Raw genomic sequence first — 22,862 nt, 5'->3', positions numbered from 1 at the left:
CAAGAACTAAAACAAGTCTGAAAAATACCAGCAACCTGGTGGTCGAGATTAAAATACTAGAGTTAAGCTTTTCTGGAGCAAGTGTTCAAGAAGTTATCCCTTTATGCTATGCATTAGGCGCACAAGGTCAAAGTGGTGCGATGATTCGGATGGTTGCGTAGATGAGTGATCTAATAAATGGGCGCGACGGGCCAAGAACCGATCGTTGCGGCCTTCGGTCAACTGATGAACCACACCTTTTTCCTTTTCTGTGAAGAGCATACGGCCATCATTGCAGCGAGTGACCAAGCAGGGTACTTATGACGAGCGCGAAGGCTTTCGGCCCTGGAATTACGTGACCTGCTGGGAGGACATTGAAGGCCAGGAAGTCTGGCGGATCAACGTCAAGGTGAAGCGTGTTGATGAGGTGGTGATTCCGCTTGCAGCGGCTGACCATGACCATGACCATGACCATGGGCTGGTGCAGGTTGCTGAGCGTGAGGTCGGGGCGCGGATGATGGCGGAGCGCTCAACGCAAAGATGAAATCAGGAATAAATACCCTTCGGCCGTCGTTAGTGAATGACCAACGCTGACGTGGGAGATATCCAGTTCAATTCGCGGATTGGGATGGGTGGAAAGCCGGCTTCACATGTTTGATGAGGATGAACCCACCGTGCCGAGAATTTTGACTTCCCAGATAAGTGACACCGCACTAAACGAGCACAATGTCAGGATGTTCGGGTCGCCAAAGGAACGCTTGGATTTTTACCGAAGAGAGATTCAGTACGAAACCAGCATCTTGGCTAATCGTACTGACGCCTTTCTGGCATCTCAGTCTTTTTTGGTCATCGCATTTGCCTCTTCTATGGGCAATCTCAACCCCGAATGGGGCAAGTTGTTCACGCTGGTAGTACCACCGTTTCTTACGTTGCTTGGAGTGCTAAGTTCGTTGAATGCTTGGCCCGGTATTCGTGCGGCATACGACATTATCGGCCATTGGCATTTCAAGCAGAGTGAGCTATTGCATAGCGAGCCTTTAATGGGGTTGGCGTATGACGAATCGCCTTTATTTTGTGAGAGAGAGTCCACGCAAAAGGGGTATCGAAAGGCGTTGCTGTTTTCGGTGCGCACACCTTGGATCTTTGCGACGTTCTGGGTATTGCTTGGCATTTGGTCGGTTTGTATTCAAATCACCAAACTAGGTGCTTGAGAGAGATATTCGGACATCATCAGCTCTGCGCCCAAATGAAAACTCGATCACAGGTTATAGGGTGTACCATCGATAGGTGCCCATCAAAAATTAGTGAGCCATGTCCAGGGAAAGCGAAGGGGGCCGCCAGATCGTAGCTTCTCTGGCGCGCCGGGTCGGTGACATTGCTGATCTTGCAAAGATCGCCCACGCAATTATTTCAACCTTGCAGGATATGGACGCAGCCCTCACGCCCATCATTGGCCAGCAAGGGGTTGCCGCGCTTTACCGCCGCAGCCTCCAGCTGTGCTCTTCCGTTCATCCGCGTCTGGCCGGCACCTATGACCGCGTGCAGGCCGAGCTGGATCTGACTGCCCTCAAGTCCGTACTCGTCGAACAAAGCGAAGCCGATGCGTTGTTTTTCGGTGAAGTGATGCTGACCAGCTTCGACGAGCTGCTGACCACGTTGATCGGGCCCTCGCTCACCGCACGGTTGCTTCGTGACGTGTGGGAACCTTCTTTGAGCGACACCCCTTCGCAGGAAAATTCGCCATGAGCACCAAAGTGACTATCAACCGCCTGGCCACCGGCGTGCCAGGACTGGACGAGGTGCTGGGCGGAGGATTGCCGGAGTTTTCGTTCAACCTGATCGCCGGCCCGCCGGGTTGCGGCAAAACTACCCTGGCGCACCAGATGATGTTTGCCCTGGCGACGCCCGAGCGCCCGGCGCTGTTCTTTACCGTACTGGGCGAGCCGCCGCTGAAGATGTTGCGTTATCAGCAGCAATTCGACTTTTTCGACAGCGAAGCGATCAACCAGTCGATCCGCTATATCAACCTGACCGACGACACCCTGGCCGGGAATCTGGACGAAGTGCTGCGGCGCATCGTCAGCGAGGTGGAGGCGTACTCCCCGGCGCTGGTGTTCGTCGACTCGTTCCGTTCGGTGGTGCTGGCCAGCCAGACCCAGGACAACCCCAACAACAACCTGCCGCAATTCGTTCAGCAACTGGGCATGTTGATGACCACCTGGCAGGCGACGACCTTCCTGATTGGCGAATACTTTACCGAAACCGACACCAACCCGATTTTCACCGTGGCCGATGGCTTGATCTGGCTGCGTCAGAGCGTGCAGCGCAATTCCATGGTACGCAAGCTTGAAATCATGAAGATGCGCGGCCAGCCCACGTTACCGGGCTTGCACACCTTCCGCATTGCGACGTCGGGGATCAAGGTGTTTGCACCCGCGCCACTCAACCCGGTTGAAGCGCCGCTGGAGATCCCCATCAAGCGCTTGAAAATGGGCGTGCCACAGCTCGACGAGATGCTGGGTGGCGGCCTGCCCCGTGGTTATTCATTGCTAGTGGCCGGGCCGTCGGGGTCGGGCAAAAGCATCCTGGCAGCGACGTTCCTCGCAGAAGGCGCACGCAACGGCGAAACCGGTGTGATCGCGGTGTTCGAACAACGGCCCAATCATTTTCAAAATGCCGCCCTCATTCAGTTGATCCAAAGCGGTCAGGTCGGCTTGGTGGACAGTCGTGCACCGGACTTGTCCATCGACGAAATCGTCCAATTGCTGTTGGCCGAGATCTCTCGCCTGAAAGCCACTCGTTTAGTGATCGACTCGCTGTCGGGCTTCGAACTGGCGCTGGCGCCGACTTTCCGCGAAGACTTCCGTGAATCGCTGTCGCGCATGGTCACCGCGCTGACCGGTGCCGGGGTCAGTGTGCTGATGACCTCCGAGCTGGAAGACCGCTACACCGACTTGCGTTTCAGCCCTTACGGCACGGCATTTCTCACCGACGCGATCATTGTCCAACGCTATATTGAAGTAGAAAGCCGCTTACTGCGCATCATGGCCGTGGTCAAGATGCGGGCCAGTGCCCACTCCGATGAGCTGCGCTTGTACCGCGTCGATGAAAACGGCTTGCAGATTGGCGAAATGCTTCATGAACAAGAAGGTCTGCTCGGAGGCCGACCCACAAAGCGGATTTCAGGTGTATCACATCCAGGAGATAAAAATGCTTGAGCCCGACTCATGAGTAATGTCGATGGCACGAATGAGCGTGAGATCGCTAATGCCGCTCACGAACTCTTCCTGCTTGGCCAGAAAACCGTTGAAGCACGCGCCGTGCTGGCAGCTCTTCAAAAAGAGTTGAGCGACACCAGCAGCCGGCTGGTCGATAGCCAGCAGGTCGAGCAACTGATCGAGGCCAATCAGCAGTTGGTGCTGGCGATTTTGCTGGCGCAGTCGGATGCAGAAAAACCAAAACGCACACAGGAAGAACAACGGCTGTTCCTGGAGATGCGTGAAGCCAACGCGCAATTGGTGATCGCGGCCCTCAGCGCGCAAGACCTTCAGGCTGTAGCCGAGCGCGCACTGAGTCAGCAAAAAAGCATACTGGCGACAGTGGCCCATGAACTTCGCAACCCGCTGACGCCCATCAGCATGATCGCCGGGCGTCTGGTGCGCGTGCCCAGTGAGGAGCTGCCGCGCATGCAGGCGCTGATCGAAGGCCAGGTGCAGCACATGTCGCGGCTGGTCGATGATCTGCTGGATGTCTCCCGTGCCAGCACTGGCAAGTTGCGAATTGATCGCCGCGATGTCGACATAATTCAAGTTCTGCGTGAAGCCATTGATGCGTGCCGCCCTTTGATGAGCGCACAAGAGCAGCATTTCAACGTCCATCTTCCCAATGGCATCTTGATGGTCAATGGTGACCCGGGGCGCCTCGCGCAGATTCTCCACAATCTTCTGGCGAATGCGGCCAAATACACCCCGACCCACGGTAGGATCAAACTGTCTGTAACGGTAGCGTCCGACGTTTTGAAGATAACCATTTCCGACAATGGCATTGGTATTTCCGCTAAAGCACTGCCGTTTATTTTCGACCCCTATGTTCAGGACGTGCACGCTGTCGGCTTCAATGGGTCAGGCTTGGGCATCGGACTGACAGTAGTCCGCGAACTGGTCGAGGCGCACGGCGGCGAGGTTGCCGGCACGAGCGAGGGTGATGGCAAGGGGAGCGAGTTCGTGGTCACGTTACCGATGGTGATCCATTCAAACGGGTAAAAAGGCGTGGACAGTGATTGATCTAAGTCCAGGGGCATAGGTCAGCTCCCACCAGACAAGATTATTGCCGTCCATCGCTCGGACTGATCCATTAAAAACCGCAATCAAGATTCTTGGCGGGTACTGCAACTCGTAACATCGAGTCAGACCCGCTGAGCACAGGATCTGACATGAACGCAGCGGACGACTTTAGATTTAAATCTCATGAGCTGCTTTTAGATCTAGATGCAGCTATTAACCAAATGATGATGTTGGTCGCAACTCGCGAGCTTTCCGGTGAAAGGTGGTGTGCGGCTGTAACCCAACATTCGGATGCGTGTGCAGCTTGGAGTTCTCATCTCAGTGAGTCTTCGCTACTGAACTCTCATTTCCTTTAAGTCGGAGAAATCACCTCTGGGTCACTGAGCGAAATGAGAGCGGTCGTGCGACCAGCCAGGCCAAGCCTTGAATGCTGTGGATGACGGCCCAAGTCACGATTCTCCTGAGGAACCACCCACTGGCTATGAATGAGAGACCTGACTAAATCTCAGAAAAAGCTTCTACGCTGAAAACATGCCCCAGAGCATACCGATCACGACAAAAGCCATTGCTATGGTGCAGCTCCAGCCCAATACCCTCAGCCCAGGGTGAATGACGAAAGCGCCCATTATTTCTTTGTGCGATGCCATCAACATCATGATGAACATGACAGGTACCGCAATCACGCCATTGACGACTGCACTCAAAAACAATGCTTTGATGGGGTCGATCGGAGCAAAGCAGATCAATACACCCAATAATGTTGCCGCCGTGATAATGCTATAAAACGCTTTGTTTGTTTCTGGCTTGGCCGCCAAGCTATTTCTCCATCTAAAGGTACCGGCTACTGCGTAAGCAGCAGAGCCTGCGAGCACGGGAACCGCTAACATACCGGTTCCGATGATGCCTGCGCTGAATAACCAAAATGCAAACTCCCCCGCAATCGGTCGTAAAGCATTGGCTGCCTGTGCGGACGATTGAATGTCTGTGGTGCCATGCATATTTAGCGTGCCAGCGGTGGTCAACATAATAAAAAACGCAATGACGTTCGAAATTCCCATCCCCACCATTGTGTCAATTTTGATGCGAGTAAAGTTGGCTCGCGCCTGGTTTGGTGCATCAAGAAGTGTCTTGACCTTGGGGTCGGCTTCCATGTCTTCGACTTCCTGTGAGGCTTGCCAGAAAAAGAGATAGGGGCTGATGGTTGTGCCAAAGATGGCAACCACCATGGTTATATACTCCGGCTTCCAGGATATGTGAGGCCACACAGTCTGACGAACGACCTGCCCCCATGGAATCTGCACGGCAAACATAATACCCACATAAGCCAGCAACACGAGTGTCAGCCACTTGAGTACCCGCACATAGCGCTTATACGGAATGAACACTTGCAGAAGCAGAGAAACCAGACCAAAGCCGACTGCGTAGAATTGAGACGATCCGCCAATCAACAGCTTCAACGCCGCCCCCATCGCTGCGATGTCCGCTGCAATATTGATGGTATTGGCAAACATCAATAGGGCGACGATGCCATATAAAAAAGGCCAAGGGTAATGTCTGCGGATGTTGGTAGCGAGCCCGTGCCCGCTGACTCGGCCTATTTTTGCGCTGATGATCTGAATACCGACCATCAGGGGAAAAGTGAAAAACTATGTCCATAGTGTATTAAAGCCAAATTGCGCGCCTGCTTGCGAGTAGGTTGCTATACCGCTTGGATCATCATCCGCTGCACCTGTGATAAGACCGGGCCCTAGTTTTTTTATCCACGAACGATGGGGAACAGCCGGAGGCTTGCCTATGAGCTCTTTCTTATTCATTTTTGATTTCTCGGGGGCATCGGATGCCACACCAAGTTTTGACTGAGGCTCTTCAACGGGAGTTCCGTGGCAGAATTCAGGAAGGCGTATTGCCCAAGGGGAATGGCCGCTCTGGGCAAAGGCTGCCGATCACCAGATCCGAACTAGATCATTGGAAGTCCTTCGGATGTGACCTTGAGGCAAGAACGATTCGTAGAAGTTTTGCGGGCTCTCGCGCGTACAATTCGATTGTTCGCCTTGGTGGCAGGGTGCCACAATGGCTTTTTGTCGCTACATCATGATCAGGCGGATCAAATGGATGACCTTGAACAAAGGTATGACCATGATGACCCGAAGCAGCCCTTGATGTCTGTTTGTTGTCGCCATATGTTATTGGCATTCATGGAGAATTCTGACTGATGGCACGCGTGGGTTTGATACTGACACCCGGTTTTGCGGACTGGGAATATGCTTTCATTGCTGGAACAGCGTCCCCGTTTTACGGGATCGACGTCAGGTTTTTCGCCTCTGCTACGGGGCAGTTCCGCTCGCAGGGTGGATTGGCTGTAACTGTCGATAGCAGTTTGCAACAATGTCTCGACTGGAAACCGGACGTTGTTGTCGTCATTGGAGGAATGGTCTGGGAATGTGCAGAAGCACCGGATATTCGAGACTTTCTTCATGCTAGTCGTTCAAGTGGAGCGACAATTGCCGGTATCTGTGGGGGAACGCTGGCACTTGCGAGGGCCGGGCTTCTCGACACGGTTCCTCATACCTCGAACAGCGCTGACTTCTTACAACACAATGCCATAGGTTATGAAGGCCGCGCGCTTTATCGAAGCAGTTCAGTAGCTGTGGTTGCAGACCGCATCATAACTGCTCCAGGCCCTGCACCCGTTAGCTTCACCTGCGCAGTGTTTGAAGCTGCCGGGCTATCTTCAGAGATCATTTCTCAGTTCAGGTCTATGTTGGCAGCGGAACATGGGTGACCGCTTCGTCCTACAAAACAGCCGATCAGGTGATGTGTTCGAGTGCCCGCTCATGGCCGATTTCCAGCTGTTACGCCTGGCAGGAACCGACCCAATAAAGTCATTCGTATAGCTGCCTGATGGTGGCTTCTTGATGTTTAGGGGTTAAATACTCATGACAGAGACTACCTTTTCACCTTCAACTGGGTATTGACAGATAGGCTACCGACATGACGGCCATGTTTCGAAATTTTCGTACGGAATTTAGAGACTAAGGGATTGATTTCGACCCAGCCCCTTAGCTTTGTATAGAGCTTTATCGGCCTGTGCCAAGAGCATGCCAAATGGATTCGGCGTGGCAAATGTATGAACTGCAAAGCCAATGCTTATGGTTAGATATCCTGTGCTGGAAGCGGAGTGCGGTATTCGTAAACTGCGCACTCGCTGGCATAATGTGTTTGTGTATAGTGCGGCCTGGTCTTGCGTCATGCCGTTGGACAGGACTACAAATTCTTCGCCGCCATACCTTGCTGCAAAGTCAGAGCCTCGCTGGAATGATCTGTTCAAACTGTCAGCAACTCGTCTTAATGCTTCATCGCCCGCTTGGTGCCCATAGATGTCATTAAATGCCTTGAAGTGATCAACGTCGATCATGGCAAGAGTCAAGGACTCCCCATTGCGGCATGCGATTTTCCACTGGATTTCCAATTGCGTATCAAAAAATCGACGATTGTAAATGCCTGTTAGCCCATCTTTGATTGATAGTTGCTCGAAGTGTATTTTCATTTCCTCAAGAGACTGGTTTTTTTCACGTAACTGCTGCTGTATTATCACTCTAGGTGTTACGTCTTTTTGAATTCCAATGAAATTAGTAACGATCCCATTCTTGTCATGAATTGGCGAAATGCTTAGCTCGTTCCAAAACATCGTTCCGTCTTTGCGATAGTTTCGCAAGGTCACAAGGCAATACTCTCCTTTTTCAATTGCACTATGGATTATGTCCAGTTCGGGTTGCTCTCGGTCGTTGTTCTGTAGATATCGACAGTTGATATTGGTGATTTCTTCGGATGAGTAGCCGGTCATGCGCTCAAAAGCAGGATTTACAAAAATCAATGGGTTGTCGTGCATGCTGTTATCGGAGATAGTAATTCCATCTCTTGAGTCCATGACGGCCTGTTTAAGTATTTCAAGATTCATATAGAGCTCGCTTGTTGGAGCAGAGAATAAGGTTTGTTGTCGAAGGTGTAGGCCGAGATTTCACAATCCTCATATTTTTAAAGTGTAGTAGCTGGAAATAATAAAGGTCGTTTTTTCTATGCTTTCGATAGCAGAGGCAATTGATTGCGGTCGAAGATGCCTCGTCGAAAGATGATCGTTGCGCGGCATCAAAAGACTCAGAAATGACGCAGCTTGGGGGGATGACGCGCCCGTACCGAATTCGTAAATGGGCATTAGCGTTTCGCGCGACCGTTTGATGGCAGGCGGTTTTGGCTGATTACTGCCTATCACTAAGAGCGGCAATCGATCGCGCAGTGGTCACTGATGTGCCTTGATTGAGGCTTGCTGTCTCCAATGAATATCAATGCATGACTAGGAGCGCCTGGTAATTTGGACGCGCGGTGAGTTATCAGATGGGCAGCGGCTGGAATAACGATGGATCGGGTACAGACTATAAAAAAAGCAATGGTGATCCCATGAGCTGTCTTATTTGTGCAGGTGTCGCTGAACGCATTCAGTGTCATGGCCCGTGGGAGGAGAGAGATTGTCCGGCCTGTGGTCGCTATCGAGTTTCAGATGCGCTCGTGTTGACGCTGATGGAGCAGGGGCAGATTTTCGATGTGAGTAAAACGAGGATTTGGATTGCCAGCAAACGCAAGGAAGTGGCCATTCCATCTATTGAGATCCACGAGGCGCTACTGGTGCCGTGAATTGGTTTGTCTGAGCGATATGGATGCCCCTAGCGCGTATTCGCTTTTAATGGTCGCAGCGAATCAAAGTGCGTATGGCCCGCGTCTACCAAGGCACAAATCCAGCTACTCAACAGGGTTCTTCTACGTATTGGAAGGATCACTCCGGTGCCATCAACACAGCGAGCGTCATGTTGATGAACTCTTCATTGGTTCTGATCGTGTCCAGCGCACCGCGCACGTTGCCTCCAACCTCACCCGAGCCGCGCTGCTCGACCCAGAGTGTCAGTTCCATGATGGCGGCCTCAAGGGCGAGTTGGTTTTGATTGATCTTGAATAGCAGGGAAGGGAGCAGGTCTGAGTTTGTCATCGCGATTCCTCCATGAAAGAGGTCAGCGTAGCAAAAGGTTTGGGATGCCGGGCGCGGCTCCGACACGATCGAGTCCTGGCTGACCAAGTGATTTTGGTTTGAGTACAAACAAAGGGCCCTTCGAGGGCCCTTTGTGCTACACGCTTACCGGGGATGAAGGCCTGCACAGCTTGATGAACAATGCCGATAGAGCACTGCATCGGGCCAAGGCGCGGGGACGTAATCAAGTCGCTGTTGCTGAATAGGTTTGTGGGTGCAGGTTGTTACGATGATGGGGCCAGCTTGTCAGCAATGCTTCAATTTCAGCGTCGTCTATCAGTCCAACAGGATATCGTTGCAGAAGCGCGATTTTGTATTCCGCCGTTTGCACCGCCAGCATTTGGCTTCTCCAGAGCGCGCCAATCATTCTCTTTCGTGCGTCTGCGTTTGCAGCTAAACGTCGAATTTTTACCCGGCACTCTGCATTCATAACGGTCACCTTCTAGCGTGTTGGCGAGCGAAAGCTACGGGGGTTGTATGACAGAAATAAGGCAGCTGGGCGATATCAGATTTATGGCAATTCTTTAAAGTGAAGCAGGCCTTCCGACAATGCTGGGACTCCGCCATTTCACCCTCCTTGATCCGCAACAACCTGGTGTTGAATCGCGTCGAGATATTGAGATTTCAATTGGTCGGCCAGCGGGCCGAGTATCGGATTGGCTTTAAAACTCACCAGAAGCGTATTTATGACTGCAGCAACCCTCTCAATGGCCGCGTCGACGCTTGAAGGGATAAATGGATCAAAGCTGATCGTCTCCAGCTCCACATCGAGCTGCTTCAAATACCCGCTCTGCCTCCTGCATTTGAGCACGAACTACGTCTAGCGTTGAATGCATAGCAACATCCCTGGGTGCGATTACGTCACGATACCTTTTGAAACAGGTGATCTTGAAATTGATGAAGTCATGGAGTGGAAGAGACCGATCACTCGCCGACTTAAAACTGAAACAATATTGTAGGCTACAGTGAGCAGTCATTGCAGTGGGGGAGCGTCCTTGCAGGCATCGCAGGGAGCAACGTGCAGATGCCTGGTCGCCGATGGCGCGTATCAACTCTCAAGCAAGGTCAATATTTGGCGATCTACGCTTCTGCTAAGCTCGTGTCCATAGAGTTTCAAAGAGATGACTGCATGTCCTTCGTCGACAAGTTCGTTGCTGAGATACTGGCTCTTCAGGTTGCCCTGTATCACTCCCGTGCTCGATTGGAAGCGAGGACTGATAGCGAGGCTTTGCATGACCTCAGAATCGCTGTGAGGCGCATCCGGAGCCTACTCCGACCAATGCGTTCTATGAACGAAGTCGTGGCGCTGAACAGTGCTGCGGCGGAGGTGGGGAGGCTCACCACGCCGGCTCGCGATCTGGAGGTGATGGTTCAGGAGTTGGAGGAAAGGGGCTTTCCTGTTCTGGCGCAGTTCCGAAAAGCGCGCTTGGCGTCTGACTACTCCAAGATTCTAAAAAGCCCGGCCCTCAAGAACCTGTTCATTCAGTTGGATGAGTGGCCCTCCACCTTTCGCTCAGTTGAAGTTATCGGCGGTTTAAAGCACGTCCAGCCTCAAATTGAAAAAGCACTGAAAAAGCAGATCGACCGATTGCATGCGGCGGTAGATGACGCTGGATCTGATCGGCATGAGTTGAGAATCCTGGTCAAGCGGACTCGCTACCTGACGGAGGCTTTTCCCAAACTGTCACCGCTTTCGGGTAAAGCGGCGAGTTCTCTCAAAGCCCTGCAATCGGCTTTGGGTGCCTCGCATGACCATTATCAGTGGTGCCAAAAGGCACTGATCGAATCTGACCTACTCCCGCTGGAAAACTTTTGGCAGCGCTGCGCAGCCACTGCACTCGAAAAAGCTGAGATCCAGTTGAAAGACTTGGCAACACGGCTGCCAAAATCTTCGGGCAAAAAAAAGCCGCCTAAAGTGGCAGCGAAAGAATGAGCGCGTTTTGAATGGCCTGAGTATTACGGGCAGAAAGTTACAAATCGATGTTGGTTTTTTTCCATCGATGCCTGCACCTTAAGACTGAATCGCCCCGGATTTTCTAGACACCTTGCAAGCTCATTGCGTAACGCTTTTCAAACTCTACTGATGACAGCTGTTTGTTGAAACCATGGCGGCGTTTTGCGTTGTAGAACATCTCGATGTAATCGAACACGTCGCTACGAGCATCTTGCCGCGCGGTATAGATTTTTCGCTTGATACGTTCCCGTTTTAGAAGCTGAAAAAAGCTCTCGGCTACGGCGTTGTCATGACAGTTGCCTCGGCGACTCATGCTGGCAACCAAATTGTTCGCTTTCAAAAAACTGCGCCAATCGGAGCTGCTGTGCTGGCTGCCTTGGTCGGAGTGAACCATCACCTCCTGTTTCGGCTTTCGCCTCCAAACCGCCATCAATAAGTAACCGTCCGCCCAACACACCTTCTCGACCCCAGCACGTAGGGCAATGATGCGAAATCAATCCAAAGCGGACACCTGAAATACCCATACCGGCACAGTCGCATTAGTTTTGGCTAAGGTCAGTTATCCCACCATGCGTCTCGAAGCGTGTCTGCCTGCGATAAAAGGCGTGAATAGCCCACACCACCCCTACGAAAAGCAACCCTGTCCCAAGCGCTTCCATAGGAGAGGGCCAGCGTTGGTTGATGAGCAGGCCCATCGCAGTCGCGTAAAGGGTTTCGCTGGCGATCAATTGCCCGCTCAGAGCCAGAGGTAGGCGTCGAGTTGCGATAGACCATGCCCAGGCACCTGCAAGGGTGGCCCCTAACCCCTGAATTAACCCACAGATTATTAGCGCCTGAGTACCTGCTAACCCGCTCGGATGGCTAGCGAAGTGGGACAGTTTCAAGTACAGCCCAACTGGGATGAAGGCCAGCATTTCGACGCTGCACATGAAGATCAGCATGGCTGACCACAACATGGGAGATATGCTTGGGCGTTGAGCCAAAGCACTTTCATTTAACAATCCAAAACCAGTCCAAAATCCAATTGCCATTAACGATGCGAGGAGCCCAAGCAGTATCGAATCGGTCGGGAGCATCGCCGTTGCGCTGCTAAAATCAAACACGCTCAGGTTGACCAAGCTTATGCCCAAAGCCGCTACCATCAGCGGCCCGGCAATGGCGCGCCAGGGCACGCTGGAGCTTCGCATGTTGCCGGCAATCGCGAGCACGACCGGGACTGACCCCATCATTACCGGAGGGATCACCGGCCCAGCTGCCAAGACCGCAGTGGTGATCAGGAAGAAGTAGCCGATGTATCCTAAGAAGCCCAGCAGTGCGGCACAGGCCCAGTCGCTCAGTCGCAATTGCCGCACTTCGCTACGGTACACAAACAGCACGAGCAGGCTACCTAAACCGGCAAAGGCATAGCTCACCACAGCCAGATCAAAAAGGCTGTAATCGCCGACTAAACCCGGAAAGATGTAGAGCAGCGACCATGAAAAAGTGGCGGCAATGGCCGCTATTAAACCTAGGGTCATACGCTCTGCTCCTGCTGGCCCTGCTTCCGGATCCAGCAATGAGCTACGTGGCGGGCGGTGTCGAATACCCGCACGTCCTGGCCCATGGCGCCGCTGACAAAACTGCCCTCCAGCAAGATAAACAGCCCCTCAGCAACTACGTCAGGGTCGCTTATACCGGCGCTCATGGCCAATGCAGTAAGATTTTCGCGTATCCCTTGCTTATGCCTGCTCACCGCCAAATGTACAGGGTGGCTAAACTGGGGGAATTCAGCCGCACTGTTGACGAACAGGCACCCGCGCCCGCTATCTTGCAAAAGAAAGCGTTGATACAAATCGAAAAACGCGAGCATGCCCATGACCGGGTCAGGATGCCCTACCAAGGTGCGCGCTACCTCTTCACGCCAGCGTCGGTCACGCTCCTCAAGGCAAGCCACTATCAGCGCATCCTTGGAGGGGAAATGGCTGTAGAGCGTCATCTTGGTAACGCCCGCCGTCGCGGCGATGGCCATCACACCAGTAATGTATATACCTTGTGACAGAAACAGCTTCAGCGCTGAGTCAATCAAGCGCTCACGGGTATTGTCCAATTTAAGGCACTCCGGCATCGGGACGGAGTTGACTATACTGACCGGTAAGATTGGGGTGCATCCAAATACGACCTGAATCATGGCCGCTACGACACAGGCCGCAGCATGCTAACGCGGCAGTAAATCGTAGGAGTTGGCCAATCAGGACGTTCGTTACGCTAGCTAACGCCCCCTGCACCCGCGTGGTTAAACGTACGCCCATTTATGCGGCAGCAGCTCGGTAATTTCACTCGCGCGCTGCGTCGGTAGGCGAGTGAGAACAATCTTCAGATCGGCATACAGATCATGTCCATTAAGTTGCGCCGACTGGATAAGGCTCATGAGCGCCGCTGCACATTTTCCGCTGCATAACGAGCCCGCGAACAGCCAGTTAGAACGCAGAAATGCTCATGGTCGAATTTGATTGTCGGGGAGTCAGACGCGGTTGCCCGCGCGCCCTAAGAACCGCGCATGCGAGTTTCCCTGCACACGGCTCAAGCTACAAAGGCACTATCAGGCACCATGCGAAACCTATTTAAGGTTGGCGAACTGCTGATCTCTGGGGCAACGCAGGTGATAGATATCAAGATTGACTGCCGCGACCGTTCCGCATTGAGCCAGCTTTATGATACGCCGACTATGCCACGGCGTATCTTTGGTAACCGGCAGACCGAGCACAAGCAATCTTGCTGCCGCCAGATCCGGTATAGCTTCGCGCCCCCCGTACCAATTTGAGCATTTTCTTGCCGCAACGGAACTCGAAATACTCATCCCAATTGGTGGCATGCGGGGTGTTGACGCCGACGCCGAATTGACCCAAGTGCTGACGCAAGACTAACCCAACTCCAAATCTGCACACATTCAGCAAAGGCAATGGTTCGCTTGGGACAGACTGGGTCAGTGACATCTCGGCAACTGGATCAATCTGCGTCGGCGCCAACACGCATCAGCCATTTCTCGCAGTTCATGCGCATCGTCGTCATGCATCAAGCTGGCGGCCGTCAACTGGAATGTCCCGAAGATGCTCGATCTTCCAATCAAGGTTCTGCATTGCCTCCGGCGCACTGGGCAGATCCGCTTAGCGCGACGTACGGACACTCACTATTTGGCGTCGACTGCCGACATCCTGATATATAAATGAATTGTCTCAATGACTAGCGCGAATTTATGCCCAACGACCTCCCCACTATCTCTTGTTCTCAAACCAATCGCTCAAGCGTAGCCCTGACACGCGCTTCGCTATTCAAGTTTGTTGGTCTTTTGGCGGGGGTGTTCTTACTCGCCTGCTATTCACTTGTTTATGTTGCGCAAAATTTAGATCGAGGGGAGGAGGTTGACAGCGCGTTCTATACGAAGAGAGCCGTGGAGTCGTTGGAGAAATCGCTGCGCTCGACCGTCAAGGATTACGCATTTTGGGGGGATGCTTACAAGCACTTGCATACCCAGGTAGACGTGGACTGGGCGTACGTACGACAAAATATCGGGACAACACTTTACACAGACCTTGGATTTCGGGGAGTGTTTGTCGTCAACGATGTCAACCGTACCGTTTATTCCTTGATCAAGGGTGAGATGGCGTCAGTTGAAGTCGAACAATGGCTCGAGCAGTCCATTGATGCGATTCTCGATAAGGCACGCGAGGGCGCGGAAACCGAAACGCCGACGACTACGTTCATCAATGTTGGAGGGATACCAGCCCTGGTCGCTGCTGCTTCGATTACGCCGGGAACCGATCCGACGGTCATCGCGGATGACAGGTCGGCGTCGGTGTTGATATTCGTTGACATGTTGGACAGCGCCAAGCTTGAAACAATAGGTCTGGATTTCGGGGTAGATGGCCTGCACATGGCCACGCCCGACGAAATTCCCTTGGTGTCCGTCTATCCCCTGGGCGAGAACGGTACAGCAGGCAGCCTGCACTGGACTCCGCGAAAACCAGGCCTGCAATTGTTGGCGCTGGGATTGCCCTTGGTGGGAATCGCTGCGCTGCTGGTGTGCCTGATGACTTGGGTCATCTTGCGTCGTACGACCGCTGCTGCGCAGGCGCTAGACGCCAGCTATTCATCGCTGCAAAGCAGTCAGGCCGACCTTGCCACCAGTGAGGCGCGCTTTCGCGATGTTGTTGAGGCCAGCTCGGATTGGGTATGGGAAATGGACGGTGGCTGCTGTTTCACTTATCTATCCGAGCGGTTTGAAAATGTCACGGGCCTTTCCAGGGATGCATGGATTGGTGCGGCGATGGATGATCTGCTGCGCACTGAACTAGGCACGTTATCTCAGTGGCTCAGTATTCCGAACCGCCGTCCAGAGATCAGTGTTCAGTGTCGCTACGTCGATACAAATGGCCAAGAGCGAATCACCCGTCTTTCGGCACGAGCAATGGAGGGAGGAGGATTCCGGGGGACAGCAACCGACGTGACGGAGGAAGTTGAAGCCCGTCGGCGGATCGAATTCCTTTCACAACATGATGCCCTGACCGGACTTCCCAACAGGACACGACTACAGGAGTTTCTTGATGGCAAGCTCAAAGCTTTGCCGACAGTAGAACAACCCTTGGTCATGCTCAGCCTAGACCTTGATCGATTCAAGCCGGTGAATGACCTGCTAGGGCATGCTGCAGGTGATCTGGTGCTCAACCAGGTGTCGAGCCGCTTGGCAGACTGTGTTCGCCATGGAGATCTTGTCGCTCGGATTGGAGGGGACGAGTTTGTACTGATACTCACCGATGTCAGTTCCCAGGAGGAAGTCGAGGCGCTTTGTCGCCGTCTGATCGAGTCCATCGAGCAGCCGATACAGATCAATGAACAAGAAGTGTTTGTCAGCGCCAGTATTGGTATCGCCATGGCGCCAAATGACGCTTGTGAGGCGACCGATTTGCTACGTTATGCAGATATCGCGTTGTACGAAGCAAAGGCTGGAGGTCGTAAAACTTGGCGTTTCTATGCCGGGGATATGAACGCCAAAATTATTGAGCGGCGTCGGCTGGAAAGTGATCTGCGCTTCGCGATCAAGCATGAAGAACTTCGACTCCATTTCCAACCGCGTTTTCGTATCTCAGACGGGCAGATCGTTGGCGCCGAAGCGTTGGTACGGTGGCAGCATCCTGAGCGCGGTTTAATACCTCCCGATACTTTCATCCCCATTGCTGAAGAATCCGGGCTTATTCTTTCCTTGAGTGACTGGGTGATCGACGCCGCTTGCCGTAGCGCTGCACGGTGGCCGAAAGATTTGTTTGTATCAGTCAATCTTTCACCTAGCGAATTCAAGCGAGGCAATTTGGTAGAGCGCGTGCAAAAAGCACTTCATGACTCAGGAATCGCTCCTGCACGGGTAGAGTTGGAGATTACTGAAAGCGTCATGCTCGAAGATGCCCCCTGCGCGCTAGAGCTAATGCGTACATTGAAGCGTCTTGGCGTTCGCATATCCATGGATGACTTCGGTACGGGGTATTCTTCACTAAGTTATTTGCGTACCTTTCCCTTTGATGGCCTAAAGATAGATCGGAGCTTTCTAAACAAACTGGTTGAAAGCGATGACAAATCCATCATTCAGGCGATTGTGGGCTTGGGCCGCGCGTTATCACTCACTGTTACGGCAGAAGGGATCGAAACCGCCGAACACTTGAACTTGCTGAAAGCGGTGAAGTGCGATGAAGGCCAAGGCTTTTTTCTAAGTCGGCCACTTGAAACTGACGCCTTTAACTTATTGGTTAAGGCCAGATTGGTTAAGGCCAGAAAAAAAACTGGGGATGGATTCGATCTGCTCCCCTTCGAAAAATACCTGAATTGAGACATTTCTCTATCAGCTGCGTGGTAGCACCTAACCGATTCTTGCGGTTTTTTGACTGACGCGAAGGGCTCCAAACGACCCAGGCTGTGTGAAAACGCCAGTGATTGTCTAACCTTCTGATCGTCGAGCTGCGAAATTTGACGCACCATGCATCCATCCACACAAGCCAGCCTTCGGGTGTGTTCGCTTCTTCGATTTTGATCAGCATCACGAGAGTCCTTTCATGAGGTAGTTCAGGCCAATGACGAGCCTGAACAAAAGAGCTCGTACCCTTTCGAGGTCTTAGTATCGACTCTCAAGCGATACAGGGAATTGGGTGCAAGGTTTCATCTGATGGTTTTTCTAAGTGCATCAATTCCCTTTCTGACGGACTCGGCATTCAAGTCGAGCGTGGCGACAGCGCCAAGGGCGGTACTGGAAACGCCAGTAGATCCCCTCTGATCAATCCACATTGCTATCTACTCAATGGCGTCGGCAAGTGCGAGCTGGTTTTCGTGAAGGGTTTCGAGTATGTCCGGCAGTAAGGGAGGGGGTGGCATGGCGACATTTCCTCAGAGCGAAGTTGAAGCCTAGTAGTGTCAACCGAGCTTGTTAGATCGCGGACTAAGTAGTAGCTAAATTTTTAAGGTCTACGGTGAGACCCAATTAATGCCACTGACGCTTTATTTCCTGCCACTGCTCGTCTGACAGCCACTTATCTGCCAACGGAAAGAAAATATTTTCCTCCGAGTCCATATGATCGAAATATTTTTTGATAAAGTCATCGATAGTGTCAGCAATTACTCTCGTTTCCTGAGTTGTGTCCTCCAACATCTTCAACTGTCCAGCAATTCGCCCAAATGCTTGATGATCTCGCTCGATATCCTTGACCCGTTGGTGGATCGGTGCCTCAGTCCCTAGCAAAGCCAGCCGAATAAGTTCTTCATTTTCATGGTGTTGTTGTTCTGCATCTCCATGCATGGCTTCCAGCATCTTGAACAACAGCTTGCAGTCAGCAGCACCATCGGATTCACGCCTCATCTTCCTCAGCAACTCTTTGATTTGAGTGATTTTTATAGCCGCCTCATGATGATAGGCCTGAAGTTCTTTCAACAAGACGTTCATATCAAAACCTCGTCACGACGCCGAACCATCACAGAGAAATATTTCTTAACCAGCAAACTCCAAGGCAACCGATATTCTTAAATATCCATATTTATCAATACTTTGTTTATCGAGCTCACCAGCATGATTTAACAATTTTAGTATAGGCGAGCACAGAGCTCTCATCCCCGAAAATTTGCCGCCCTTTGGAAAAATTAAATATCAAATGAATAATCATATGCACCATTTTGATCTTTCGGATGTCGGCCAGCGAATACGGAGGGAGAGAGCAGTGCCGCCCATAAGGTAGATCCCGAGCCTTTTTACGAAGCTTCCAATCAACGCATGTCCGCTCGTGCTCCTCATCGGAAATTGACAACGGTCGTTTGCGATGGTGGGTTATGGCCCTAATAGTGAAGGGGGCTTGGAGAGGGCGTGAAGATGATATCGAGAATTGTTGTTGTCCCTGCAATTCGAACGGAAATGGGATCCATGCGAAACGGAACGCGTTTCTACTGCGAGACCACGACCAGAGCTTTTAATTTCTATGACAATGTGGAGAAGCTGCGACTGAAGACCACCTACCAGACGAGTTGAAGCTGAATTTGAGTGCCGACGGTTGAACCTGTAGCGACTAAAGACGTGCTTTTGCAGTGGTAGGCTATGACTTCTCAATAGGCATTTACCAAGCGCACCTGAGCCCAACAGTGCGCCCATTTCTTGCGCCAGGCGAAGGGCAATCCGCAGACTGTACAGGTTTTGACCGGGAGTTCACTCTTCTTCAAAACGACTCCCCGGCATCCAGTTTGGCAAGCAGTTTCTGGCCACGATCCCAGAGCGCTTGCTGCTTGGATTCAGTCATACGATCGAGGTTTTTGTATACCATGCCCATGCGCTGATTGCTGCGCAAAAGGTCGCCGTGACGCATTAGAAAATGCCAGTAAAGCGAGTTGAAAGGGCAGGCGTCGTCCGTCGTGCTTTCACTGACTTTGTACGCGCAGTTACGGCAGTAATCCGACATGCGCTTTATATATTGGCCACTCGCGCAGTAAGGCTTGGAGCCCAGGTAGCCGCCATCGGCATGCATCACCATGCCCAGTGTGTTGGGCAGTTCGACCCAGTCGAACGCGTCCATGTAGATCGCCAGGTACCAGTCGCAAATCTGGCTCGGCGCGATGCCGGCCAGCAGCGCAAAGTTGCCGGTCACCATCAGCCGCTGGATGTGGTGGGCATAGGCATGTTTCAAACTTTGGCCGATTGCCTGGCCCATGCAGTTCATCTTGGTGTCGCCTGTCCAATAGAACTCTGGAAGCAGCCTGCTGTTACCAAACTTATTGCCGCCGGCGTAGTCGGGCATTTTCAGCCAGTAGACGCCCCGTACATATTCACGCCAGCCAATGAATTGACGGATAAAGCCTTCGGCAGCGTTTAATGGAATGCTGTGTGCCCAATACGCTGCCTCGACGTCGCTGCACAATTGACGCAGATCCAACAGGCCAATATTCAGCGCGGCGCTGATCCGCGCATGGAACAGGAAGGGTTCATCACTGGCCATCGCATCTTGGTAGTCGCCGAAGGCTGCCAGACCCCAGTCGAGGAAGTAGTCCCACAACGCTTGGGCATCGGCGTGGGTTACCGGGTAGTCAAAGGTGTCGAGTGCGCCGTAGTGGCTGGAGAAGTTTTTTTCGACCAGCGACAGCACGTCCTGGGTTATCGCATCTGCCGAAAAGCGCATGGGCGAGGGGGCTCTCAAGCCTTTGGGAAGTGCCTTGCGGTTTTCGGCATCAAAGTTCCAGGCGCCGCCGACCGGGCTGCCGTCGCCGTTGAGCAACAGGCCACTCTTGCGTCGCATCTCACGGTAGAAGAACTCCATGCGCAGCTGCTTTTTGCCTTCGGCCCAGGACGCAAACTCGAGTCGGGTGCAGAGAAAACGGGTATCGGTATGCCACTGGATCGCCAAGCCACAATCTTTCAGCGACTGCTCCAGGCGCCAGTCACCGCAATCTGTGACGAGCAGTTCATCGGGTTGCAGCAGCGACTGCCAGCGCCGTAATTCGCCCGGCACCGAGCCGCTATTGTGTGGATCATCGAGGGTGACGTATTGCACGCGGATACCGCGCTGCTGCAACGCCTCGGCAAAATGGCGCATCGCACTGAAGATCAGGGCGATTTTTTGCGGGTGATGGGGTACGTGGCTGGCTTCCTCCATCACCTCGACTAACAGAACCGTATCGCGCTCAGGATCCAGTCCCTGCAATGAGGCCAGGTCGAAGGACAATTGGTCGCCCAGGATCAGGCAGAGTCGGCGAATTTTGTTCATTTCACCGGATCCCGGCGGAATGTGACTCACTTGGGCGCCGCCAGCGAGAAAGGAATGCGCAACGACTCGATGGGCCCTTCACGTGAGCCGCACATCTCGTCATGGACACATTGCTGCACGAGCGCGCAGGGAAATGGCGGGACGAGCTGCAATAACTCACGCAGGTGATTGATCGAGCGAAGGTGCATAGGCTTCGCTGCATCGTCCAGCAAAGTGAACTGTCCGTGATCCAGCCTGACTCGCGCCAGATAAAAACCGCCCTCCAGCGACAGCAGCTCCAACTCGCGTACTTCGCCATTCGCGGCCCGTTCGGTCAACGCTTGCAGATTCATGGTTCACTCCTGCCTACCAAGGTAGGCGTTCTCCGTTATAAGCAAAAAAATGGCCGCTGTCGGCAGGCGTCAAACGGTCAATCAGTGATAACAACTCATGAGCAGCATTACTTGCCGGCCTGGCTGCAGAGGCGCCACGAAAGGGTTGTGACAGGCCCGAAATGACGGTGCCGGGATGAAGGCTCAATAAGCGGGTCTCAGGACGGGTTCTTGCCAGTTCGATCGCAGCCGTTTTAATCAGCATGTTCAACGCTGCCTTGGAGGCGCGATAGGCATACCAGCCGCCCAAACGGTTATCGCCGATGCTGCCCACCTTGGCGGAGAGCACTGCCATCGCACCACGAGGGTCAAGCAAGGGCAGGAAGTGACGCAAAACCAGTGCAGGCCCGAGTGTGTTGACTTGGAATATCGCCTGAAGCGCATCCGCTTCAATAGAGGTGTAACTTTTTTCAGGCTTGATGTCTTCGCGATGAAGCAAACCGGCAGCATGTAAAATCAACTGGTACGGGGCTTCTTCAGCTAATTCGGTGGCCGCCCTGGCGATACTGTCGGGCTTTTCGAGATCCAATCCTGGAGCACTGTTGCGCCCCAGCTCACGAACAACCGAACATCGTGGATCTTCGTTGAGCAACTCACAAAACGCCGCGCCGAGCGCTCCACTGGCGCCTATCACCAAGGCACGGTAGCCGTAGCCGAGTGAGTTCATCTCAAAGGAACTGTTCATTTCGCCTCTCCCACGCCTTGTGCGGATTTTGGGCCTTAACTGCGTCGCCCAATCAGTTGCAGGAACTCGAGACGCGTAGCGGATGACTCGCGAAAGGCCCCCAGCATCACTGAGGTCGTCATCACCGAGTTTTGCTTTTCCACGCCCCGCATCATCATGCACATGTGCTTTGCCTCAATGACCACGGCCACGCCGGCCGCATCGGTGATGTTATGGATGGCATCAGCAATTTGTTTTGTGAGGTTTTCCTGGATCTGTAAGCGGCGGGCGAACATATCGACGACTCGGGCGACCTTTGATAGACCCAGTACCCTTCCTGTGGGGATGTACGCGACATGAGCCTTGCCGATGAAGGGCAGCATGTGATGCTCACACAATGAATACAGTTCAATATCGCGCACGATGACCATTTCATCGTTTTGCGACTCGAACAGTGCGCCGTTGATTACTTCCTCCAGACTCATCGCGTAGCCATTGCACAGGTACTGCATCGCTTTGGCTGCGCGCTTGGGGGTGTCCAGCAGTCCTTCACGCTCAGGGTTCTCGCCTACGCCTACGAGAATTTCACGGTAATGCTTGGCTATTGATGGGTTCATTTAGACTCCTCGCAGCCATGCTGCGCTTCATGTGGCGGCAATCCTTGGCAGTAGGAGAGTGCCTGCTGCTCACCAGAAAAAACGTTGTTCACCAGATCAGCTATGACCCAGCTTCTTCGTCCGGCCATGACAAAGCGAAGCTTCTTAGGTCTGCTTTGTTTTCAAAGTGGGCCGCTCGTCAGGTGCGGATTTTGACTCCGGCACCCCGCAACGGTCATCGACATAGCGACGGCGACCATCAGGGTGTGGAAGCCAAGCCAAATGGGGGCGTAAGCGGCAGAAGAGGCGATAACCTAAAGCAAGCAGCGGTCGGATGGCACGCCATGTCAGTGGAGCTGCCCAAAATCCCAAGCCGGCGGCTCGCCAGCTCCACAAGGTGGCGTCCAGACCAGTTACCCAGCGGCCATCGGCGAAACGGGCGTGCAGCGAGGACTGCATTTGCTCGAACGTGAACCCCAGTGCCTTGGCGTCGAACTCACCGCTGCTGATGTCAATAAATAGCAGTCGACTCTCTGCGGCGTGTCGATTAATGATCTTGATTTCGCGCGCACACAGCGGACATTGACCGTCAAAGTACAGCGTTAGTGGCCAATCCTTTTTATTGTACATTTCTAGCGGCCTTGTATAGGTTTTGTACAAAGTATGCTGAAAGAAAAGGAC

22 protein-coding genes and 3 pseudogenes are annotated in these 22,862 nt (G+C 53.0%); 9 read left to right on the top strand and 16 right to left on the bottom strand.

Features of this window, described 5'->3' with window-relative positions:
- Nucleotides 1-280 precede the first annotated feature (280 nt).
- From QFX16_RS14485 to QFX16_RS14465, 5 genes are all read left to right on the top strand, one after another.
- The gene (locus QFX16_RS14485) at nt 281-523 is read left to right on the top strand and encodes a hypothetical protein (protein ID WP_283184459.1); all 243 of its coding nucleotides are present in this window, start codon (nt 281-283) and stop codon (nt 521-523) included.
- 130 nt (nt 524-653) lie between these two features.
- Nucleotides 654-1,190 (top strand): hypothetical protein, encoded by a 537-nt coding sequence (locus tag QFX16_RS14480; protein ID WP_283184567.1) that lies wholly within the window; start codon nt 654-656, stop codon nt 1,188-1,190.
- Nucleotides 1,191-1,290: 100 nt separating this feature from the next.
- Nucleotides 1,291-1,725 (top strand): hypothetical protein, encoded by a 435-nt coding sequence (locus QFX16_RS14475; RefSeq protein ID WP_283184458.1) that lies wholly within the window; start codon nt 1,291-1,293, stop codon nt 1,723-1,725.
- Nucleotides 1,722-3,197 (top strand): ATPase domain-containing protein, encoded by a 1,476-nt coding sequence (locus tag QFX16_RS14470; protein WP_283184457.1) that lies wholly within the window; start codon nt 1,722-1,724, stop codon nt 3,195-3,197. The genes QFX16_RS14475 and QFX16_RS14470 overlap by 4 nt, the downstream gene beginning before the upstream one ends.
- Before the next feature lie 9 nt (nt 3,198-3,206).
- Nucleotides 3,207-4,241: a sensor histidine kinase gene (locus QFX16_RS14465; protein WP_283184456.1), complete on the top strand. Its 1,035-nt coding sequence runs from the start codon at nt 3,207-3,209 to the stop codon at nt 4,239-4,241.
- A gap of 539 nt (nt 4,242-4,780) precedes the next feature.
- Here QFX16_RS14465 and QFX16_RS14460 read toward each other — a convergent pair.
- A pseudogene (locus tag QFX16_RS14460) lies at nt 4,781-6,076 on the bottom strand (NRAMP family divalent metal transporter).
- A gap of 398 nt (nt 6,077-6,474) precedes the next feature.
- Between QFX16_RS14460 and QFX16_RS14455 the strand changes: the two are divergent.
- A complete protein-coding gene (locus tag QFX16_RS14455; protein WP_283184454.1) occupies nt 6,475-7,044 on the top strand; it encodes a DJ-1/PfpI family protein in 570 nt (189 codons plus the stop codon).
- Between the two features lie 243 nt (nt 7,045-7,287).
- Here the strand turns inward: QFX16_RS14455 and QFX16_RS14450 are convergent, their stop codons facing one another.
- The gene (locus tag QFX16_RS14450) at nt 7,288-8,220 is read right to left on the bottom strand and encodes a diguanylate cyclase (RefSeq protein WP_283184453.1); all 933 of its coding nucleotides are present in this window, start codon (nt 8,218-8,220) and stop codon (nt 7,288-7,290) included.
- 422 nt (nt 8,221-8,642) lie between these two features.
- Between QFX16_RS14450 and QFX16_RS14445 the strand changes: the two genes are divergently transcribed.
- Nucleotides 8,643-8,951, top strand: a complete 309-nt coding sequence (locus QFX16_RS14445; protein WP_283184452.1) for a hypothetical protein — start codon at nt 8,643-8,645, stop codon at nt 8,949-8,951.
- 139 nt (nt 8,952-9,090) lie between these two features.
- Here the strand turns inward: QFX16_RS14445 and QFX16_RS14440 are convergent, their stop codons facing one another.
- The 3 genes from QFX16_RS14440 to QFX16_RS14430 form a co-directional block, all read right to left on the bottom strand.
- Nucleotides 9,091-9,300 carry a hypothetical protein gene (locus QFX16_RS14440; protein ID WP_283184451.1) on the bottom strand — a complete coding sequence of 70 codons (210 nt, stop codon included), beginning with the start codon at nt 9,298-9,300 and terminating at the stop codon, nt 9,091-9,093.
- A 223-nt stretch (nt 9,301-9,523) separates the two neighbouring features.
- The gene (locus tag QFX16_RS14435; RefSeq protein ID WP_283184450.1) at nt 9,524-9,769 is read right to left on the bottom strand and encodes a hypothetical protein; all 246 of its coding nucleotides are present in this window, start codon (nt 9,767-9,769) and stop codon (nt 9,524-9,526) included.
- Between the two features lie 138 nt (nt 9,770-9,907).
- Nucleotides 9,908-10,120, bottom strand: a complete 213-nt coding sequence (locus QFX16_RS14430) for a YuaX family protein (protein WP_283184449.1) — start codon at nt 10,118-10,120, stop codon at nt 9,908-9,910.
- Between the two features lie 348 nt (nt 10,121-10,468).
- Here QFX16_RS14430 and QFX16_RS14425 point away from each other — a divergent pair, with 348 nt between their 5' ends.
- On the top strand, nt 10,469-11,272 hold the full coding sequence (locus QFX16_RS14425) for a CHAD domain-containing protein (protein ID WP_283184448.1): 804 nt from the start codon (nt 10,469-10,471) through the stop codon (nt 11,270-11,272).
- Nucleotides 11,273-11,375: 103 nt separating this feature from the next.
- Here the strand turns inward: QFX16_RS14425 and QFX16_RS14420 are convergent.
- The 4 genes and pseudogenes from QFX16_RS14420 to QFX16_RS14405 form a co-directional block, all read right to left on the bottom strand.
- Nucleotides 11,376-11,729 (bottom strand): annotated as a pseudogene (locus QFX16_RS14420) (IS3 family transposase); the annotation flags it as partial.
- A gap of 103 nt (nt 11,730-11,832) precedes the next feature.
- On the bottom strand, nt 11,833-12,810 hold the full coding sequence (locus QFX16_RS14415; RefSeq protein ID WP_283184447.1) for a DMT family transporter: 978 nt from the start codon (nt 12,808-12,810) through the stop codon (nt 11,833-11,835).
- A complete protein-coding gene (locus QFX16_RS14410) occupies nt 12,807-13,379 on the bottom strand; it encodes a TetR/AcrR family transcriptional regulator (RefSeq protein ID WP_283184446.1) in 573 nt (190 codons plus the stop codon). The genes QFX16_RS14415 and QFX16_RS14410 overlap by 4 nt, the downstream gene beginning before the upstream one ends.
- Before the next feature lie 186 nt (nt 13,380-13,565).
- A pseudogene (locus QFX16_RS14405) lies at nt 13,566-13,787 on the bottom strand (transposase domain-containing protein); the annotation flags it as partial.
- Between the two features lie 738 nt (nt 13,788-14,525).
- Between QFX16_RS14405 and QFX16_RS14400 the strand changes: the two are divergent.
- Nucleotides 14,526-17,147: a bifunctional diguanylate cyclase/phosphodiesterase gene (locus tag QFX16_RS14400; RefSeq protein WP_283184445.1), complete on the top strand. Its 2,622-nt coding sequence runs from the start codon at nt 14,526-14,528 to the stop codon at nt 17,145-17,147.
- Between the two features lie 645 nt (nt 17,148-17,792).
- Here the strand turns inward: QFX16_RS14400 and QFX16_RS14395 are convergent.
- The 7 genes from QFX16_RS14395 to QFX16_RS14365 form a co-directional block, all read right to left on the bottom strand.
- A complete protein-coding gene (locus QFX16_RS14395; protein WP_283184444.1) occupies nt 17,793-18,251 on the bottom strand; it encodes a hemerythrin domain-containing protein in 459 nt (152 codons plus the stop codon).
- Between the two features lie 650 nt (nt 18,252-18,901).
- Nucleotides 18,902-19,015: a DUF2256 domain-containing protein gene (locus tag QFX16_RS14390; protein WP_283184443.1), complete on the bottom strand. Its 114-nt coding sequence runs from the start codon at nt 19,013-19,015 to the stop codon at nt 18,902-18,904.
- Entirely contained in the window at nt 19,012-20,550 is a 1,539-nt protein-coding gene (locus tag QFX16_RS14385) for a cryptochrome/photolyase family protein (protein WP_283184442.1), read from the bottom strand. Before QFX16_RS14385 ends, QFX16_RS14390 begins: the two co-directional genes overlap by 4 nt.
- A gap of 26 nt (nt 20,551-20,576) precedes the next feature.
- Nucleotides 20,577-20,882, bottom strand: a complete 306-nt coding sequence (locus QFX16_RS14380) for a DUF6482 family protein (RefSeq protein ID WP_283184441.1) — start codon at nt 20,880-20,882, stop codon at nt 20,577-20,579.
- A 13-nt stretch (nt 20,883-20,895) separates the two neighbouring features.
- Nucleotides 20,896-21,606 (bottom strand): SDR family NAD(P)-dependent oxidoreductase, encoded by a 711-nt coding sequence (locus QFX16_RS14375; protein ID WP_283184440.1) that lies wholly within the window; start codon nt 21,604-21,606, stop codon nt 20,896-20,898.
- 35 nt (nt 21,607-21,641) lie between these two features.
- Nucleotides 21,642-22,202: a GTP cyclohydrolase I FolE gene (gene folE / locus QFX16_RS14370; RefSeq protein ID WP_283184439.1), complete on the bottom strand. Its 561-nt coding sequence runs from the start codon at nt 22,200-22,202 to the stop codon at nt 21,642-21,644.
- Between the two features lie 144 nt (nt 22,203-22,346).
- Complete coding sequence (locus QFX16_RS14365; RefSeq protein WP_283184438.1) at nt 22,347-22,811, bottom strand: thiol-disulfide oxidoreductase DCC family protein; 465 nt, start codon at nt 22,809-22,811, stop codon at nt 22,347-22,349.
- Nucleotides 22,812-22,862: the final 51 nt, after the last annotated feature.

Source organism: Pseudomonas svalbardensis (assembly GCF_030053115.1).
Classification (GTDB): Bacteria; Pseudomonadota; Gammaproteobacteria; order Pseudomonadales; family Pseudomonadaceae; genus Aquipseudomonas; species Aquipseudomonas svalbardensis.
Note: the sequence above shows the minus strand (reverse complement) of the source record. Positions and strands in the feature narration are given on the sequence as shown.